This is a genomic window from Citrobacter sp. Marseille-Q5395 (assembly GCF_947057495.1).
Classification (GTDB): domain Bacteria; phylum Pseudomonadota; class Gammaproteobacteria; order Enterobacterales; family Enterobacteriaceae; genus Citrobacter; species Citrobacter murliniae.
Genome location: NZ_CAMSEL010000010.1, coordinates 56,617 through 75,080, shown reverse-complemented (window position 1 = coordinate 75,080; position 18,464 = coordinate 56,617). Strand labels below are relative to the sequence as shown.

Annotated in this window: 14 protein-coding genes; 7 read left to right on the top strand and 7 right to left on the bottom strand. The window is 45.7% G+C overall.

The annotated features are described in order from the left end of the window. Positions 1 to 62: 62 nt before the first annotated feature. The 3 genes from OH663_RS12805 (at position 63) to OH663_RS12795 (ending at position 3,487) form a co-directional block, all read left to right on the top strand. Positions 63 to 1,448 (top strand): diguanylate cyclase, encoded by a 1,386-nt coding sequence (locus OH663_RS12805; RefSeq protein ID WP_200012125.1) that lies wholly within the window; start codon positions 63 to 65, stop codon positions 1,446 to 1,448. Positions 1,449 to 1,677: 229 nt separating this feature from the next. Continuing rightward, positions 1,678 to 2,772, top strand: a complete 1,095-nt coding sequence (locus OH663_RS12800) for a 4Fe-4S binding protein (RefSeq protein WP_200012122.1) — start codon at positions 1,678 to 1,680, stop codon at positions 2,770 to 2,772. A 205-nt stretch (positions 2,773 to 2,977) separates the two neighbouring features. Then, positions 2,978 to 3,487, top strand: a complete 510-nt coding sequence (locus tag OH663_RS12795; protein ID WP_200012119.1) for a hypothetical protein — start codon at positions 2,978 to 2,980, stop codon at positions 3,485 to 3,487. Positions 3,488 to 3,540: 53 nt separating this feature from the next. Here the strand turns inward: OH663_RS12795 and foxA are convergent, their stop codons facing one another. The 6 genes from foxA to pepT form a co-directional block, all read right to left on the bottom strand. Then, positions 3,541 to 5,649, bottom strand: coding sequence for a ferrioxamine B receptor FoxA (foxA, locus tag OH663_RS12790; RefSeq protein ID WP_200012117.1), 2,109 nt, complete (start codon positions 5,647 to 5,649; stop codon positions 3,541 to 3,543). 121 nt (positions 5,650 to 5,770) lie between these two features. Then, complete coding sequence (locus tag OH663_RS12785; protein WP_200012108.1) at positions 5,771 to 6,754, bottom strand: helix-turn-helix transcriptional regulator; 984 nt, start codon at positions 6,752 to 6,754, stop codon at positions 5,771 to 5,773. A gap of 189 nt (positions 6,755 to 6,943) precedes the next feature. Then, on the bottom strand, positions 6,944 to 8,536 hold the full coding sequence (locus OH663_RS12780; RefSeq protein WP_200012105.1) for a methyl-accepting chemotaxis protein: 1,593 nt from the start codon (positions 8,534 to 8,536) through the stop codon (positions 6,944 to 6,946). Between the two features lie 647 nt (positions 8,537 to 9,183). Beyond that, a complete protein-coding gene (locus OH663_RS12775; protein ID WP_048221986.1) occupies positions 9,184 to 9,813 on the bottom strand; it encodes a DUF2913 family protein in 630 nt (209 codons plus the stop codon). Positions 9,814 to 10,387: 574 nt separating this feature from the next. Further along, positions 10,388 to 11,749: a C4-dicarboxylate transporter DcuC gene (gene dcuC / locus OH663_RS12770; RefSeq protein WP_200012102.1), complete on the bottom strand. Its 1,362-nt coding sequence runs from the start codon at positions 11,747 to 11,749 to the stop codon at positions 10,388 to 10,390. Further along, positions 11,746 to 13,002 carry a peptidase T gene (gene pepT, locus OH663_RS12765; protein ID WP_045440314.1) on the bottom strand — a complete coding sequence of 419 codons (1,257 nt, stop codon included), beginning with the start codon at positions 13,000 to 13,002 and terminating at the stop codon, positions 11,746 to 11,748. The genes dcuC and pepT overlap by 4 nt, the downstream gene beginning before the upstream one ends. A gap of 1,097 nt (positions 13,003 to 14,099) precedes the next feature. On the opposite strand from pepT, the gene rclC reads away from it, so the two are divergent. Together rclC and OH663_RS12755 are read left to right on the top strand one after the other, a co-directional pair. Continuing rightward, complete coding sequence (gene rclC, locus OH663_RS12760; RefSeq protein WP_263525768.1) at positions 14,100 to 14,672, top strand: reactive chlorine resistance membrane protein RclC; 573 nt, start codon at positions 14,100 to 14,102, stop codon at positions 14,670 to 14,672. Positions 14,673 to 14,715: 43 nt separating this feature from the next. Beyond that, positions 14,716 to 15,177, top strand: a complete 462-nt coding sequence (locus OH663_RS12755) for a DUF302 domain-containing protein (protein ID WP_233633580.1) — start codon at positions 14,716 to 14,718, stop codon at positions 15,175 to 15,177. A gap of 143 nt (positions 15,178 to 15,320) precedes the next feature. On the opposite strand, the gene OH663_RS12750 is transcribed toward OH663_RS12755, so the two are convergent. Beyond that, entirely contained in the window at positions 15,321 to 15,884 is a 564-nt protein-coding gene (locus OH663_RS12750) for a DJ-1/PfpI family protein (RefSeq protein WP_200013312.1), read from the bottom strand. Between the two features lie 400 nt (positions 15,885 to 16,284). Between OH663_RS12750 and OH663_RS12745 the strand changes: the two genes are divergently transcribed. Further along, complete coding sequence (locus tag OH663_RS12745; RefSeq protein ID WP_200013311.1) at positions 16,285 to 17,397, top strand: agmatine deiminase family protein; 1,113 nt, start codon at positions 16,285 to 16,287, stop codon at positions 17,395 to 17,397. A 376-nt stretch (positions 17,398 to 17,773) separates the two neighbouring features. Then, complete coding sequence (locus tag OH663_RS12740) at positions 17,774 to 18,454, top strand: heavy metal response regulator transcription factor (RefSeq protein ID WP_045440301.1); 681 nt, start codon at positions 17,774 to 17,776, stop codon at positions 18,452 to 18,454. Positions 18,455 to 18,464 lie beyond the last annotated feature (10 nt).

Sequence of the window (18,464 nt, the reverse complement as noted above, 5' to 3'; positions counted from 1 at the left end):
CGTGACGTAATTGTCCGTAATACCGCCTGAATTTTTCAATCGTATTTTTGAGTGGCTGTGAGATGGAACAGGTTGATCCGGTAAACGACACATTACTCCTTTCGGAATGGCAGGCGCTGTTGCGCCAGACACCTCCTGAAGTTCACACGCTCCTGACATCATTAACCGATCAGGAGATCCGCCATTTAGTAACTGTTTTTTATGACTACATGCTCTCCCATGCTGAGAGCGCGTTATTCCTTAATACCGAACAGGTCAGCACCCGCCTCAGCGGCAGTATGTTTGACTGGCTTCGCAGCGTACTCGGCAGTGCGCAGGAAGATATTTCACAGTTGCTGGCGAAACAACGCAATATTGGCGTGGTCCATGCGCGAATTGGCCTACCAATCGATCTGGTTAATCGCGGCGCACGTAAGCTGAAAGATGAGCTGTATCGGGTACTTAAAAAGAAAGCAAACTACCCACCCGGCCTGTTAAGCGATGCCATCTGTTTCAGCAGCCTGGCAATGGATACCGCTCTGGAGGCCATGACGGTCTCCTACTCCCCAAGTTATCAAAACTCGATGCATACGCAGGAGCAGTATCGCCTGCAGACAATTTACGATGATGTCAACGTAGAGCGCGAGCGGCAAATCCGTTCATTTACCGACTGGGAAAACCAGTTTATCTACAATATAGCCACGGGGTTGCCCTCCGCGGAGATAGTTTTTCTGTCGAACTCTGATTTTGGCATGTGGTTTTCGCATAAGGGAAAACACATTCTTGGCAACAGCAATCTGCTGGCTGAGATGGAGTCGCTGATCGTAGAAATCGACGATCGCCTGACGCAGACATTGTCGAATCAGCAGCCGACAGAAGCCCAACGGATGAGTCTTCTACAGGATGTTCGACAGCTTTCTGCAAAAATGCATTTCCTTCTCGCCTCCATGTTTGAAGCGCTGGTCAAACAGGAAAATGGTAAAGACTCGCTGACTCAGTTGCTTAACCGTCGCTTTATTCCGACCATCATGCGCCGTGAAATCTCGCTGGCATTACATTCGCGTAAGCCTTTTACTCTGGCAATGCTGGATATCGACTACTTCAAGCAAATCAACGATCGCTATGGGCATAACACCGGTGATATCACGCTGAAGAACGTAGCGGCCATCATTTATGAACGTATCCGCAGCAGCGATTATGTTTTCCGCTACGGTGGCGAAGAATTTATGATCCTGCTGGTTGAGTCGGATATTTCACAGGCGAATATTATTCTGGAAACCCTGCGTAAGAAAATCGCTGAGCTACGGATGGTGGCCTCTGCCGCTGAGTCGTTCTCTATTACCGTCAGTATTGGTATCGCCGAATATGACTATCATCCGGACTACAAGCAACTGGTTGATAAAGCCGATCGTGCACTCTACCTGGCGAAAAGTAATGGACGTAATCGCGTAGAGACTTATCAGGAATGACCCCAGGCATCCAGCTAAAGTAAGTGCCAAATAATAAATACCTCGAACGAGGTATTTATTTGACCTGCGATAACTATCGGCTGTTATTTTTATGAAGGCATTTTAACGCTATAAAAATAACAGTCACTTAATAAGATGCAAATCAAATACACTATATCTATCTGGCGTTAGCATATCCCAGTGATGCATCCTCCTGTGTGGAGGAAATAAAGAGGGATAATACAACACCATGAACGGGAAAAAGAGAACTCGCTGGCAGCGCCGCCCCGGCACGACCGGAGGAAAACTACCGTGGAATGACTGGCGCAATGCCACCACCTGGAGAAAAGCCACCCAGTTTCTCCTGCTGTCCATCAATATCTACATTGGCGTAACGTTCTATTATTGGGTCCGCTATTTCGAAACCGCCGGCACCAGCGTTTATATTCCAAGACCTGGCGGCATTGAGGGATGGCTCCCCATCGCAGGGTTGATGAATATCAGATACACCCTGGAGACCGGTTATCTTCCGCCTGTTCATGCAGCCTCAATGTTGCTGTTAGTGGCATTTATCCTGATAAGCCTGTTGTTAAAAAAATCATTCTGCTCGTGGCTATGCCCGGTGGGTACGCTTTCAGAACTGATTGGCAATGTAGGGAAAAAGCTATTTGGACGCCATTTCAGGTTACCACGCTGGCTGGATATCCCGCTGCTCGGTCTGAAATATCTGCTGTTGAGTTTTTTCCTTTATATCGCCCTGTCAATGCCCGCACAAGGTATTCAGTACTTCCTGATGTCAGCTTATGGAATGATCATCGACGTTAAGATGCTCGATTTCTTCCGCAATATCGGCAGAGCTACGCTCATCTTCGTGATCGTTATCAGCGTCATGAGTTTATTTATCCGCAATGCCTGGTGCCGTTATCTGTGCCCCTATGGCGCAGTGCTCGGCCTCTTCTCCCTGCTTTCTCCGTTTAAAATACGACGTAATGCAGACAGTTGTATAGACTGCGGAAAATGCGCGAAAAACTGCCCGTCAGCGATTCCTGTCGATCGTTTGATTCAGGTCAGAACCGTTGAATGTACCGGTTGTATGACCTGCGTAGAATCCTGCCCGGTGGCTTCAACGCTTACATTTTCACTAAAAACGCCGCCAGGCTCGCAAGAAAACAGTAAACCCTTGTGGCGTCAAACTGCGCTTTCCGGTGTAGTCATGGCAATGCTGGTACTGAGTATCCTCTTCTCAGCTATCGGTTTTGCGGTCTATGCGAAGGTCTGGGACACGCCAATTCCTGATCATATGTATTTCCAACTGATACCCAAAGCCAGGATGATTGGGCACTAATAATCTGCACCACCACACCCGCTCCCATACCATACAAAAACCCTGCTAATTCTGGCAGGGTTTTCTGTTTATCATGCCACTTTAAGACTAATGAACTTGTGCCCCCGTCGCCCTGTTTATACAACCTTAAATATCAACTGTAATAACCCAATTTTTATTTCATTACAGGCAATAAGGGACCACAATAATGTTCGGGAATAAAATCGTGACTAAAATAAAACTGACGCTGGTATTACCTGTTTTTCTTGCTGGCTGTACGATGAGTGACGGGGAATTAAGAAACGCCTACGCTAGCCATTATCAGCAACCTGCCACTTATGTTGAAATCTATAAGCAAAAAATAGCCGGGATGGATATCGATGCGTTAACCCAATATGCCGCAGCTGAAGAGAAGAAAAAGATGCGTGGACAGCCGAGGCTGAAAGTTGACGACTCTATTACGGTTGAAAATATTCAGGCTAAAGGCAATCGGGTGGTGTTTGATTACTCTCTGTCAGAAATCTGGCTGGCGCTGCCCGCAAATAAGCAGCTGGAACAACAAGCAATCATGAAAAAAGATCTGATTTATCGTACCTGCTCACTGGAAACGGTACGCCTGGCCCAGGCGAAGGGGCTGGAAGAAGAACATAACTATTACAGCCAGTATCCCAATAAGCTCTCCTTTACCCTGAGAACCAACGCCCAGATTTGTATCGATAACGGCTTTACTCAGTAATCTCGCTGATCCCTGGATTGCCCGGCGAGACTCACGCCGGGCCATTTATGCTATCAGAACTTCCAGGACACGCTGCCGACAATACTACGTTCAGCACCAAAGTAGCAGTAAGACAGTGAGTTACAGGCCGCAACGTAACGTTTATCGGTCAGGTTATTGACGTTGAGCTGCGCGCTCACCCCTTTCAGGCCGATATGCGTTAAGTCGTAGCCAATCGCCATATCCACCAGTGTGTATGAAGGTAGAGTGTGGGTATTCAGACGATCGCTGGTAATGCCATTGACATAACGCACGCCAGAACCCAGCGTCAGACCATCCAGCGGGCCGCTTTTCACATCGTAACTCAGCCAGCTACTGGCCTGATTACGCGGCGCATAAACAGCGCGCTTACCTTGCTCTTCCGGACTGCTTTTCTTATAGCGAATATCGGTGTAGGTATACGCCGCCTGCAAACGGAAGTTATCTGTTAGCTGACTAATCGCCTCCAGCTCCACACCCTCGGATTCAATTTCCCCAATTGAACGGTACGGATCGGTCGGCTCTTCTTTGGTGGCGATATTGGTCTGATTGATGCGGAAAACCGACGCACTAAACTGGCTGTTCAGCCCTTCTGGTTCATATTTCAACCCGGCTTCCCACTGTTTGCCCTTCATTGGCTCCAGCAGGTTACCGTTTTCATCAGCAAAACTGGTCGGCGTGAAGGCGGTAGAGTAGCTCACGTATGGGGCTAAACCGTTATCAAACAGATAGAGCAGAGCGGCGCGGGTGCTGAAGTTGTTTTTATCCAGATCGCTACGCGAGTCGTTGATCTTATCAATATTTGACACACTGACCTGATCGTAACGACCGCCCAGAGTAATACGCCAGCGATCCCAGGACATCTGATCCTGCAGATAATAGCCCGTCTGGCGCAGTTTGTGTTTTTCACGCGCATACATACTGATGTAATCCGGCTTCGCCCCATACACCGGATTAAAGGCATCTATTGGCGGGAATGCGCCGTAGTAGCCAGTGGTATTATTGCTGCGATCCTGATAGTCGCTCCCCACCAGCAGACGGTGGTTCACCTGCCAGGTATCAAAACTACCATCAAGCTGGTTATCCAGCGTAATTGCCGACATTTTCTCATCGGATCCAGAATAGCCGCGATTGAGTTCAGTCTCATTCAGCCAGCCTGCCGCATAAACCTGGTTCAGTTCGACATCGGTATGTAAATAACGCAGCTTTTGCCGCACCGACCAACCGTTGTCAAACATGTGTTCAATGTTGTAACCCACCATGTTTTCGCGGCGATCGTATTTGTCGTAATCATCTTCACCTTCGAAGAAAGTGTTAGAGATCTTCTGACCATAGTGGGGAACCACGGTGCCATCATAAGGCAAACCTGAGTGGCTGCCACCTTCCGGATCACGATGCAGATAGGCCATCAGGTCGAGGCGTGTCTGGTCGGTGATCCTCCATGTCAGGCTTGGCATCAGCGCATAGCGTTCTTCTTTCAATGGACCAAACTGCGAGTCCGCGTAGCGCGTCATTCCGCTCAGACGCGCTGCCACACGATCGTTATCATCCAGAGCGCCAGTCACATCAAAGGCTGCGCCGCGCTGATTGTTGTTCCCGGCAAATAACTTCACTTCCCCGCCAGGGTCAAACGAGGGTTTACGTGATGTCAGCGCAACAATACCGCCCGGAGAGGAGCGGCCATACAGCACGGATGCCGGACCACGAACCACTTCGATGTTTTCAAGGAACCAAGGATCGACGACCAACGAGCTGTGAGAGTTGGTATCGCCCATCATTTTCAGGCCATCGAGATAGACGTTGTCGAGGCTACCATCAGAGAAACCGCGCAGCACAATGTAGTCAAAACGGTTCGAAGCGCCAATCTGGTTGCTGTACACCCCTGGTGTATAGCTCACAGCCTGACGCACACTGGTTGCCCCTTGCTCTTCAAACTGTTCGCGGGTGATGATAGACACCGACTGCGGGGTTTCAATATCCGGCGTGGCAAGCTTGGTTGCACCACTTTGCATCTGCGAGGTGACAACCACCGTATCGTTTTTTGTTGTTTCCTGCGCCAGCAGAGGAAAAGCCACGCTGCCGGTTACCCATCCCACCAACAGCGCCAATCGAGTCTTAGCGAACATGAACATCTCCAAAGGCATTTCTAATTGTAAATAAGAATTATTACCTTTTTGGTGGCGAAGATAGCTATGCCGGATGCCAGGTTGCGTATGCGCAGTGCCAAAATGTTAGTCTCGACTTCGCACAAAGCAGAAAAATGGATTAGCAAAGTTTGAGTACATCGCCAGGCGGAAAACCATAGCGACGACGAAAGGCGGTAGAAAAGTTAGTGGCGTGCTGATAACCCGACATCCATGCCGCCTGCTGAACGCTGTACCCTTCCAGCAAATAGCCGCGCGCACGTTCCAGACGACAATCGCGCAAATAGTCAAAAACCGAACAGCCGTAGGCTGCCCGAAATTTACTGCGCAAACTGCTGGGACTCATCGCCGCTCGCTGGGCCAGATCGTTTAGCGTGTAGTCATTCTCCGGCGTCTGTTCCAGCAGACGACGAACGATCTCCAGCCGTTGTTGTTCACCATTGGCAGGCTGATATTTACCGCTCTCCATCTGGCACACGCTCAGGCCGTGACCGAACAGCTGTAAAATAAGTCCTTCCAGCATCAGTTGCCGGGGCACGCTACCGAGCGTACTCTGCTGCGCATACTGTAATCCGCTAAGCAAAAAGCCCGGAACCTGCCAGATAAGCGTTGGCGTCTGGCATCTTTCCCACTCACGCATCAACGACTCGAGCAATCCTGTGCGCCATGCGCCGTCGGGATACAGTCCCAGCGATAACGTACGCAGTTTGCAGTCAGCATGGTGGCGGGCACTCATCGTTTGATGTTCACTCAGCCGGGAGCTAAATGCCATGCCGGAACGCACCACATGCTCCTGCCCGTTGAGCGTCAGTATCACGCACCCTTCCAGTACCACCAGCATATACAGGGGACTGCTGTGGCGGGAGGTTGTTTCATAAGGTTGCAGCACCTGTACGTCGGAATGGGTCACGCACATACCGCAAGGAAGTGTCATCTCCTCAACTTCCCCTTGCAGCACGGCGCAGGAATGCGGTAAATCCGTTTTTTGCTTCAGCATCGGAAAGCGGTAATCAATACCGTAGCGCTCGCCAAAATCCATAAATTCACTGACGGAGAAAATTCGTGCTAAGCGTCCGGAAGCATTTTGGGCGGTGGTGTTGTTCATGCTGTCTTATGCATAGGAAATAGGATTAACTCGTTGTGCAACATTACCATTACCCGCAGGGCACAACAACAATAATGAGAATTATTATCAATAATGTTACAATATGAGTCCCTGCCAGGTATCGTTTCGGGCGTTGCCCCGAGCATCTCACCAGACTGAATAACAGCTGATGAGATGATCATTTCCCGACTAACGTATGCTGTCGCTCCCGTTGAGGCTCTCTTCTTGATTTACCTCTACCTGAAATACAGCCACTGCCTGCGATAGCATTGCCGACTGTTCTTCCACACTGCCTGTCGTTGCGGCAATCTCTTCCACCAATGATGCGTTTTGCTGGGTTACCTGCTCCATTTGAGTGACAGCGACCCGGATTTGCTCTATGCCGCTATTTTGTTCGCCTGAAGCTCCGGATATATCTTCCATCAATATATTGATGTTACGTATTGCCTCCGCAATATTCGCCATCATGACACCACTGTTTTCGGCTATTTCTACACCTTCTTTGACGCTGATTGCCGCTCTGGCAACTAAGTCCGTAATTTCCTTTGCTGAAGCAGCGCTGCGTTGGGCAAGAGTCCTGACTTCGCTAGCCACAACGGCAAATCCACGACCTGATTCGCCTGCACGAGCGGCTTCCACTGCTGCATTTAGTGCGAGGATATTGGTCTGAAAAGCAATACTATCAATAACATTCGATATTTCGCTTACGCTCTGCGCATTGCGGCTAATCAGATGGATCTTCTCAACCATTTCACTCATTAAGCGTTCGCCACGCAATGCCATTTCGGTACTTTCATTCGTCATGGCGGATGCCTGGTGTGACTTATCGGTATTATTCTTTGTTGTTGCGGATATCTGTTCCATACTGGCAGCCGTCTCGACGACAGCTGCAGCCTGCTGTTCCGTTCTGGTAGACAAGTCTGTATTACCTGTCGCTATCTCCTGCATACCGATATTAATAGACTCGACACCATCACGAATCGTTGTGACAGTCTCCCGAAGGCCATTCTGCATATTTTGTAAATTCAAACATAACAGACCAATTTCATTGTTACTCTGTACCTTAACAGGATGACTCAGATCGCCTTTACCAATCCGTGAAAAATGTTCAGATACTGTTCGTAATGGTAGGATGATTGTGCGGTTCAACCAGATATTACAAATAAAAAAGATGAAAATCGTAAACGCCAGGATCACCGATATTTTAATTATTGATGAATTAAACTGGGAGTGTGTTTGCCCTACGATCTTCTCACTGATCAACATTGTTGATTTATAATAGCTAGCCAGTTGACTATCAAAATTTTTACGCGAAGCGAGCAATTCATTATTTAAATTTATTGATGCATCAGCGATACGTCCGCTCGATATAACTTCATTTAACTGATCGATATGTTTTTTTTCAAAATCCATTTGTTGTTCAAAGGCAGTCTTGATGATTTTTCCTGCCTGCGGATCATCCGTCGTCAATCCAGGTATGTCCCAGAAAACATTGAACTCTTGTCTTGCATAAGCAATCTCATCCTGTGCTTGTTTTAATGTCTGTTGCACATCAGCAGAATCATGCAATTGAATATTATCAAGCATGCCCCTTAATTTATTAATAGATCCAGTGATACTATGCAGTGAATCCTGCTCTCTTACTATATTATGTAGTAAAAGCGTACTTTTCTGTGTGTTTTTGAGATCTAATAACTCCAGTCCATTAGAAAAAAACTGCATAAATGTAAATAACAACAATAGTAATAACAGGCTGGTTTTAACCTTCATATTTTTTAACATTTAAACATCTCCATAACAATAAAAACATCTTCTATGACTTAATTGTTATCGACTCAGCCCGTAATACCTTAACCTGTAAAATGGTTAATTATTAGAAAGTTTCCCACTATTTACACTATGATATAGTAAAGTACACAGGTATACACACTGCGGCATACAGTATACTTCTGGTACCTGAAAGAATAAAATTAAAGCAAGTGAACATTAATATCATTTATGTATTAAGCAACGGCACCTAATTTGAATACTTTGAGACGCTAAGAATGCCTGAGCTGTTTGTATTGATTTAAACGAAGGTGATGTCAGAATCAGAGAATATAGACGATAACACTTCCCGGACTGCCTGGTGGAACCCTTAGCCAGGATAACGAATCAACAGCGATCGGTGCCATCTCATTCTCAAATCTCAACAAGGGTGTATTATCATCCGGGACCGATGTGCTTTCACATATTTCAATAATCCCCCTAAAGGATATAGACACATTGGCAGGAATATCAGATAACTTTACCCATTCATCAGTAATCACTAACTTTCGCGTAAACATCACTTGGTCCTTTACTCGTGATTTATAGTCGATATTTTTATATTCAGATAAAAAGACATTCTCCGCTCTAAAAATATTAAGTATGTATTCGTTAGTGAAACCTTATTCATCTAAAAGAAACTGAAAGTAATAAAACTCATTTGAAGTGTGTTTCACAAACTCAACCGGAAGGTTATTTTTGATGAAAAGTGATTTAGCGAACTCAACATCACCATAAACCCGGACACAGAATGGCTTTAAGATCTCACCCTGAATACCAAAGCATTCTTGTAGCCGAGCATCATCCATAAAGATAAAATTGCCGTTTCTAACTTTAATTTTATCATCCAGATCACGCCACTTCCCTGGGGTGAGCAGAAAACTCTCCCACCCATTGTTTCGCAACACTTCAATAGCATGGGTAAATTTAAAATAGTAATTCTGTATTGTCACATCGCTACTCGATGTAGAATATAAGTATTCTATTTTAAATTTAAGTTGCGCATTGAGACTTTTTTTCTTTCCTTCATCAATCAGCCATTGCAGTTCATTAGCGATACTCTTTGGAAAGAGCTTCCTCTTTTTTGCAATTGCCAACCAGTTCATAATAAAAATATGCTCTGACATTTTAGAGTAAATTCTATTATCCATTATTGCGATGCCTATTGCGACTAACGCACTCCAGGTAAACGTTTCAAGCTCATCCTGATAATTATGTCTCAACTGACTGACTTTTCCTGAATCACTTACCACTTAAAACCCACCTACACAAATCATCATTACATTTAAATCCTGTATTACTCCATTTAAAAAAATACTACAATTGAAACCACCAAAATATGATCCAGATTAATTTATTTCCATGTAAAAAAACCACATAAATAACATATTACATTTCTTAACCTTTCATCTTTTTATGAAATGGTAAAAAATAATAAGAAGAATACGATAAAGATGAAAACTAATAATACTCAAAGGCAATTAATACCACGAAATATTGTGGACCCAACTATCATAAAAACTCAAAAACCGCTCATTAGCGGAAGTTTTCCTGACATATCCCACCAGCAACGCTCAGAAAACGATCAGCCACCCCTCACGCAGACATTAAGTCTCCTGATGAAATCATTTTATTGCATACCTTTACGACAGAAGTCATAAAATGATCAGGATGGGCTTTAAATGAAATTTAATATAGAGGCATCAATAATATTAAAGATATAAATTTCCCTTTATTCATAAAAATGATGAGTTAAGGTTCCTGTTCTGGCCCCAAAAACCCCCTTCCGCGTTCTACAAGCCGGAAGGGTTCTTTTAGCAGGAGCGATTAATAGAAGATACCGATAATCAGGGTATGCGTGATAAAGCCTACAATTAACGGCACAGCGGTACGTTTAACTACATCGAAAGGGGTGATCTTCGCACCACTTGAAACAGCAATCACCACGCCGGATACAGGTGAAATAGCCCGCCCCATATGAGATGCCTGCTGCATAGGCAGGATCATCGCAACAGCATTAGCCCCCATACTTGCAGCAATTTGAGGAATAAGCTCAACAAACGCCAGGAAAGGCGCATTACCTGACCCCATAATGATCGCGGCAGCAAGCGTCACCAGTGCAAACACAACCGCCATTGCAAATGGTGGTAATCCAACGTGTTCTGCCATCAGAATTAACTGATCAATCGCACCAATGACCTTAATACCATGTGCGAATACCCCCGCAGCAACCAGCAGACCGACCACACCGGTAAACGCGGTTCCCATTCCTTTCAAAAAGTGGCTGAATCCTTCGCATACTGACTTTAAATCACGGGTCCGTAACCACTCTATCAGCATACAAATGGCCATGGAAATGAGCACGATGGTGATAATGTTCAGGTTAATGCCACTGACAAACATTGCGGATGAACCTACCGCCATCAATATCGGCAGCATGGGGAGCAGCGCATAAAAAGCCGGTGCTTTTCCTGAGTCGGTAACCTCAGCGGTACCTATTTCCCGTGGTAAAGTCCCCGCTTTACGATCGCAATGCCGCTGCCAGAAGAAATGACAGACCCCCACGACCAAAACGGTTGCAAGCGCAGCAGGCCCTTGATGGTAGACAACATATTCCACCACATCCATATTAACGGCCTTAGATCCCCTGATGGCATCTATCGCCGTTGGGGTGTACGCCACACCAAGCGAGGTCGCAATCACTCCCGCAGCAGAGGCCGCGGAGAGCCCTAATCCCAGCATAATAGGGAACATCGTCCCCATCAGTAACACCGCGAGTCCGGTGGCTGAAGGGATGGCCAATTGAAGAAGGCTGGCAAGCAGGTAGGAGAAAAAAAGTAAAATATATGGCGACCGCAGCGCCCGTAATGGTTTCGTTACTACACACACCACTGCTTCATTCGCCCCGATATGATCCATGTAATGCGCAAATCCCATTAACGCCATAATCATCAGACCAAGATCGGCAGCGCGCGTACTGAAAAGATCGCGCATAACTTCGAAAGGATCGAGAAATGAAATTCCCGTACCGGCAACCCCTTTCGGCAATACGGCCCCCCATCCAGTCAATCCGGTACAAATCATCAACACCAAACCCGCAATGAATAACACCGGCTCAGCGCGATAACCTTTCAGGATCAGACGGGCGACGACAACAATAACCAAAAGGGCAATAAGTACCTGAATCATGACTGAGTTCTCCGCTCCGCGAACTCAGCAAAGGTTTCCTCAATGACTGCCACAACGACATCACTGGCAGCGCGCAGAGAACGTACCGGCAGGTATTCATAAATTGAATGAAAATTATGGGCACCGGTAAAAATATTCGGACAAGGCAATCCTTTCTGAGAGAGAACCGCACCATCATAGCCGCCACGCATAGCTACCGGTGCCGGTGTAATACCACATTTCTGATAGGCGCGTAGAGCAATATCAATGGGGTAGTGAGCATTGCCCTGCAGACTATTAAAAACATTCGCATAGCGATCGGATAAGTGGCAGACCACGCTATTTTCACCCCAAAGCATATTGGTGCTCTGTGCAAGTTGCCGAATAAATTCCATCCGTGCCTGATAGCCTTCTTCACTGAAATCACGAATATCCAGCTTGAGCACCGTGCGGGCACTGTTGCCTTGTAGTTGTTTCACCCAATAATAACCTTCACGCCCTTCCGTATATTCAGGCGCTTCTCCTCCTGGGAGCATAGAAATGAACTTATGGGCCATCAGCAGAGAGTTTTTAAGCTTGCCTTTGGCTGACATAGGGTGTGCAGACTGACCGGTAAAGATAATTTCTGCATCGCCTGCATTCCAGTTTTCATAAACAAACTCACCAATTCCACAGCAATCCAGGGTATAGCCAAAGTCAGCACCAAATGCCGAAACATCAAAGGCTTTTGCCCCCCGTAAGCCTTGCTCCTCATCAGGCACAAAACCGACTTTCACAGTGCCATGCTTAATTTCTGGATGTTCAACAAGGTACTGCAGCGCATTCATAATAGCCGCGATAGCGGCTTTATCATCCGCTCCCAAAAGACTGGTTCCATCTGTCACGAGAAGGTCATCACCGATATAATTTTTCAGTTCAGGGAATTCACTTTCACGAAGATAAATATTCAGCTCTTTGTTCAGACACAAATCGCCGCCACTGTAGGGGAGACGTTGTGCATTCGTATTCGCGGTCTGTTCTGCACTGGTATCCAGATGACCAAAGAAAGAGACAACTGGAACGCTGTCGTCAGTATTCCCTGGCAATGTTGCCGTCACGATAGCAGTATCTCTAACCTCGATGTTTTCCATTCCTAATGCTTCAAGCTCTGCTGCAAGCAGCTTTGCCAGCACCATCTGACCAGGGGAAGAAGGCATTATCCCGTTTGCACCGTTTTCCCTTGAAGTCGTTGTATTGATTTTGGTGTAGTTAATAAAGCGTTCAACAATATCCATTGTGGGACATCCTTTAATGTATTATTTACGAGGTACTGCGAGAGGAGACCTGCATGCAGCGCGAGCCAGATAAACCCGGAGAGTAAAAAACAGTGCCTATCCCTGAGCGCCTATTTGTGGGGATTTCGACAACAAATGCTATGTTCAAAACAAATCATTTTATATTTTTCAATGAGCAAATTTTCAAAAGCAAAGTGCAACGCTGTTGCACTAATCTAGGAATACCCACTTAATGAATTAAAATCCGTGAACAAAGTCACATTTATTTTAATGGTTAAAAATGCCTATCACACTGAAAACAAGGAAATTATAAGCCCATCTTTATTATACCCCTGTATATAAGACCACAACAAAACAATTCACCTTCAAATAGAAACGCGCTGGTACTATTGAGCCTTAATATATCTGTACACAGAAAATATCGCAGCATTATAAACTTACGTCGCTAATCATCATATTAGCCATAATAATGCTTACCCGTGTAGTGAATATTTTATTGCATAGACGTAAAAAAAACCTCTACCCTGAGAAGAGATACAGAGTAGAGGCAATACGGGTGTTAAGGACAGATTTATTGTTTTAATGATAACGGAAGAGCTTCTTGCAGGATCGAGTATACACAATTTATTACAGAGAGAAAATTCTTAAAATAGTATTTACTACTTTTACTGAGCTTATAATAAACAATAGCTTATCAAAAACAGGATTTCACACCCAAGAATATTAAACCATATTAATCTATTATGTAAGTTAGTGAAGACCAACACTCTTGTATTGGTACAGATAGCACAGCAGATACTGAAGAAATATAAAATAAATTAATACATTAATCTCTTCATTACATAACGAGAATTTAAAGTTATCAGTCTAATTACCCTCATTTTGAACGACATCTATCAACACAAGCCGCCATATCCAATTTCCACTCTCGATTATAATTTACTTTATTGCAACATTAAAATAACATTCAAAATGTGAGGTCAAGTACGTTAATTTATAAAAAAGACTCCTGAACAAAAAGCATGGACGTCAGAACAGGGTCTGCTCGTGAACTACTGATATAAAGGATTGTGTTTAATACCCAAAAGGAAAATCCAATGCTCAATAATATCTACAAATATATTTCAACAAAAGAAAACATAGGCGTTAACCTGTGTCGTATTTCCATTGCCATTGTATTTATGTGGATTGGTTTATTGAAATTTATACCTTATGAGGCAGACAGCATAGTCCCCTTTGTTGCTAACAGCCCATTTATGTCATTCTTTTACAATGATCCCATGAACTATGCACAGTTTATGAATCATGAAGGCGAATTAGTCGAAGCTCATCGTGCCTGGCATAATGCAAACAATACCTACGGATACTCAACTGGATTAGGCGTCATAGAAGTAATATTTGCATTGCTCATTCTGTCTCATTACATTTCGCCAAAAGCTGGATTCTGGGGAGCGACCATGGCGTTCCTGACACCTTTTGTAACGTTAACATTCCTGATATTTACGCCAGAAACGTGGGTGCATGGTGCTGATGCCCATACAGGGTTCCCTTATCTTTCTGGTGCCGGCCGACTAGTACTGAAAGATACAATAATGCTAGCCGCAGGATTTATCGTAATGGTGCACTCAGCAAAGTGTATCGTCAAAAGAGAGAGTCAGAGAAAAAGTTAGTATCTGCAAAAATTTTTTCGCACTCTGACTTATGGAGGTAATAATGCAACATTTTATCAAAAAAGGCCTCATATTATTGGTTCTATATATCTCTGCAACAATAACAGGATATGCTGAAAATAATAACGCTGACACTATGCAAAAAAATTTTAGTGCTTATAACTATCCGCAAACAAGAGAACATTTAATAAACGCAATTAACCGCAATAACCTGGTGTTATTTGGTGAATTTGACCACGTAAAAGCAGCCCAGAGTGTCCAGTTAACAATGCCACCGACAACAGTGCTTGTCTTTGGAACCCCTTTAGCAGGGACACCATTAATGCTTGCACATCCTGATCTGGCTCTTGATCTACCGTTTCGGGTTCTGATTAGCCAGCAGCAAGATGGACGGGTTTTAGTAAGCTATCACCCAATGGAAAGTCTACAAGTCCATGGTCTTGATACGGCATCGGTTAACACACTAAAAAAACTCGAAAAACTCGTTCAAAATGCGATTCGGTAATTTTTGTCTCGTCGTATTCCGATTTCTGCTCCTTCACCAGAGAAAAGGCACCTGCATATATTGGTGCCTCATTTATAAACAATCATGATGCCCCAATCGGTATAGCCGAACAGGTTATACCGACTTTCTACTCAACGGGCCTCTTACTTCGATAATACTTCGACAAATTTAGCCAGCCACTCAGGATGCGCAGGCCATGCAGGTGCCGTAACCAGATTGCCATCGACGTATGCCTGGTCAATCCCGATATCTGCGTAATGTCCACCGCTCAACCGAATCTCCGGCGCACAAGCTGGATAGGCGCTGCATGTACGGTTTTCTAACACCCCTGCTGCAGCCAGAATCTGAGGGCCGTGACATACGGCGGCAATAGGTTTACCCGCCGCGTTAAAGTCTTGCACCAGTTGAATGACATCAGGGTTCAGTCGTAAATACTCGGGGGCACGTCCTCCGGGGATCAGTAATGCATCATAATCTGTTGCCCGCGCATCAGTAAAATTCGCATTCAGGGTAAAACGGTGCCCTGGTTTCTCGCTGTACGTCTGTGCCCCATCAAAATCATGAATGGCGGTCTGAACATAATCCCCCAGGCTTTTATCTGGACAGACAGCGTCAACCTGATGACCTAACATTTTTAGCGCCTGAAAAGGAACCATAGTTTCGTAATCTTCGACATAATCTCCGACCAGCATCAGTATCTTCTTCATTTCCGTCCCCGCCCATGGTTATTCATGATGAGAAATAATGGCCATCTTTACTATAGTCTACCGGCAAAAAGTTATTTGAAAATCCACCCCGGAACCTGCGGAACATTCGGGCAGATCACAGTCTGCTCAGCAACCCGCTGTCAGACGGCGCGGTTACTCTACTGACAAGACAAATACAGCGAATAAATATAAATTATATATAAATATATAGTTGAGAAATTTTAATATCATCCATTTTTTCTCATTATATAAAACAGAGCAATTGCAAGTTATAACACCTGTGTTATATTCCGCTCAGGTTTTCATATCACCTATATTATTAATAATATACTCGTGTTATTTACCATCTATTATTATTCTGTTCACCGTATATTGGGTGAATAATCACAAAGGGTTTCCCATGATGACAAGACGTTCGTTCGTCAAGCAGAGTCTGGTAACTTCAACGAGTATGTTACTCGCCAGTATGATGGGCTGCAGCTACAGTAAATTAGCCAGTGCTGCAGAACGCCGCCGATGGCAAATGCCGGATGAAGGCGCACCTCATGCGGCAACCTGGATGGCGTTTGGCGCCAGTGCGAATATCTGGGAACCTCATCTGCTACCAGTGGTTAGGGAAAATCTGGCGACAATCGCAAAAACCATCGCCGCATTTGAGCCAGTGAATATGCTGGTACGCGAAGAGGACAGCGACCTGGCAGCACAGCTGTGCGGGTCGACGGTCAACCTGTTGATTCATCCGATTGACGATCTGTGGATCCGCGACACCGGACCAGTGTTTGTGAATAATTCTAGCGGGGAGCACGGAGGCATTGGGTTTAACTTCAACGGCTGGGGTGATAAGCAAGAGCACGCTCGAGATGCTGAAGTGGCAGAATTCGTTACAGATTACACTAGGGCCGCGTTTATTCGCTCATCACTGGTGCTGGAAGGTGGTGGGATTGAGGTCGACGGCGAAGGCACGGCGATTATCACCGAGAGCTGTGTTATTAACCCGAATCGTAACCCCGGCGTCAGCAAAGCCGAGTGTGAAAGAGAGCTGAAGCACCTGCTAGGGCTGGAAAAAATCATCTGGTTACCCGGCATTGCCGGGAAAGATATTACCGACGGACATACGGACTTTTATGCCAGATTCACTCACCCAGGTACGGTGGTGGCTGGACTCGAGCAGGATCAGTCCTCATTTGATTACGCCGTAACCAGACGTCATCTGGAAATCTTGCGCGCCGCAACGGATGCAAAAGGACGGCGCCTGAAGGTGATCACGCTGGAAGGCCCTTCCGCTATCCGTCCAGCCTACGCAAGCAATGATTTCGCCGCAGGTTATATCAATTTCTATGTCTGCAACGGTGCGATTATTGCACCGGAATTTGGCGATAAACGCACTGACCGCAATACTCGCGATATTTTGCAGGAGTTGTTTGCTGAACGTGAAATTATTCAACTCAATATCGACGGCATCGCGGCAGGTGGCGGTGGCATTCACTGCACTACCCAGCAGCAACCTCGCTAGCGCCAATCAGCAATCTGACTTTTGCTATCGCAGAAATTGTAGCGGCACAGTAAATTTATGCCGCTACAAACACAGCATTCAACATCCCTTTCAGGTAAAAATAACGATTACATGCCCCTGTCCGGTTTATGAGTTTCGTTCATAGCGCCTATTTAATGTGTGTAATTATCTTTCATCCCGACATCGTTAGTCTTAGATGTACACGCGGATAAGCACTAATCAAGCTTATGAAACAGTCAGACTGACTGGCATTGTCACTTAAGACCGAATCTGTAACTGACAGAAATGTCAGAAAAATGTCAGCCAGCTGTTGGGGCTGAATAATTACCATCCCCCGGGTGCGGCTGCTGAACGGACAGCGAATGGAGGAAACAGGATGAGGTTACTTTTAGTAGAAGACGAAGAAAAAACATCTACCTACCTCAGCCGTGCGCTGGGCGAGTCTGGATTTACGGTGGATGTCTCAGCAGATGGTGCAGAAGGCCTCCATTACGCGCTGGAGTTCGACTACGACGCGATAATTCTTGATGTGATGTTGCCGGGGATGGATGGCTACCGGGTACTCGAGGGCGTACGGGCTAGTAAACAGACCCCCGTGTTAATGTTATCTGCTCGAGGGTCGGTCGACGAGCGCGTTAAAGGGCTTCGACTTGGTGCTGATGATTATCTTCCTAAGCCCTTCTCACTCATTGAATTGGTGGCGCGTATTCAGGCGCTGGTACGTCGCCGGTCAACGGATGGAGCCGACATCACCCAACTTCAGATCTACGATCTGCATCTTGATCTACTGGCTCGCCGTGTGTTTCGTGCAGGAACGCGACTGGAACTGACCGCGAAAGAGTTTTCCCTGTTGAGCCTTCTGGCCCGTCATCAGGGGGAAATTCTGTCAAAGATGATGATTGCTGAGCAGATATGGGACATGAATTTTGATAGCGATGCCAACGTGGTTGAAGTTGCTATTAAACGTCTGCGGGCCAAAGTTGATGCTCCGTTCGGCATAAAATTACTACATACCGTACGTGGTATGGGATACGTTCTCGAAGTCAGGCCAGAATAAATGAAGAGGA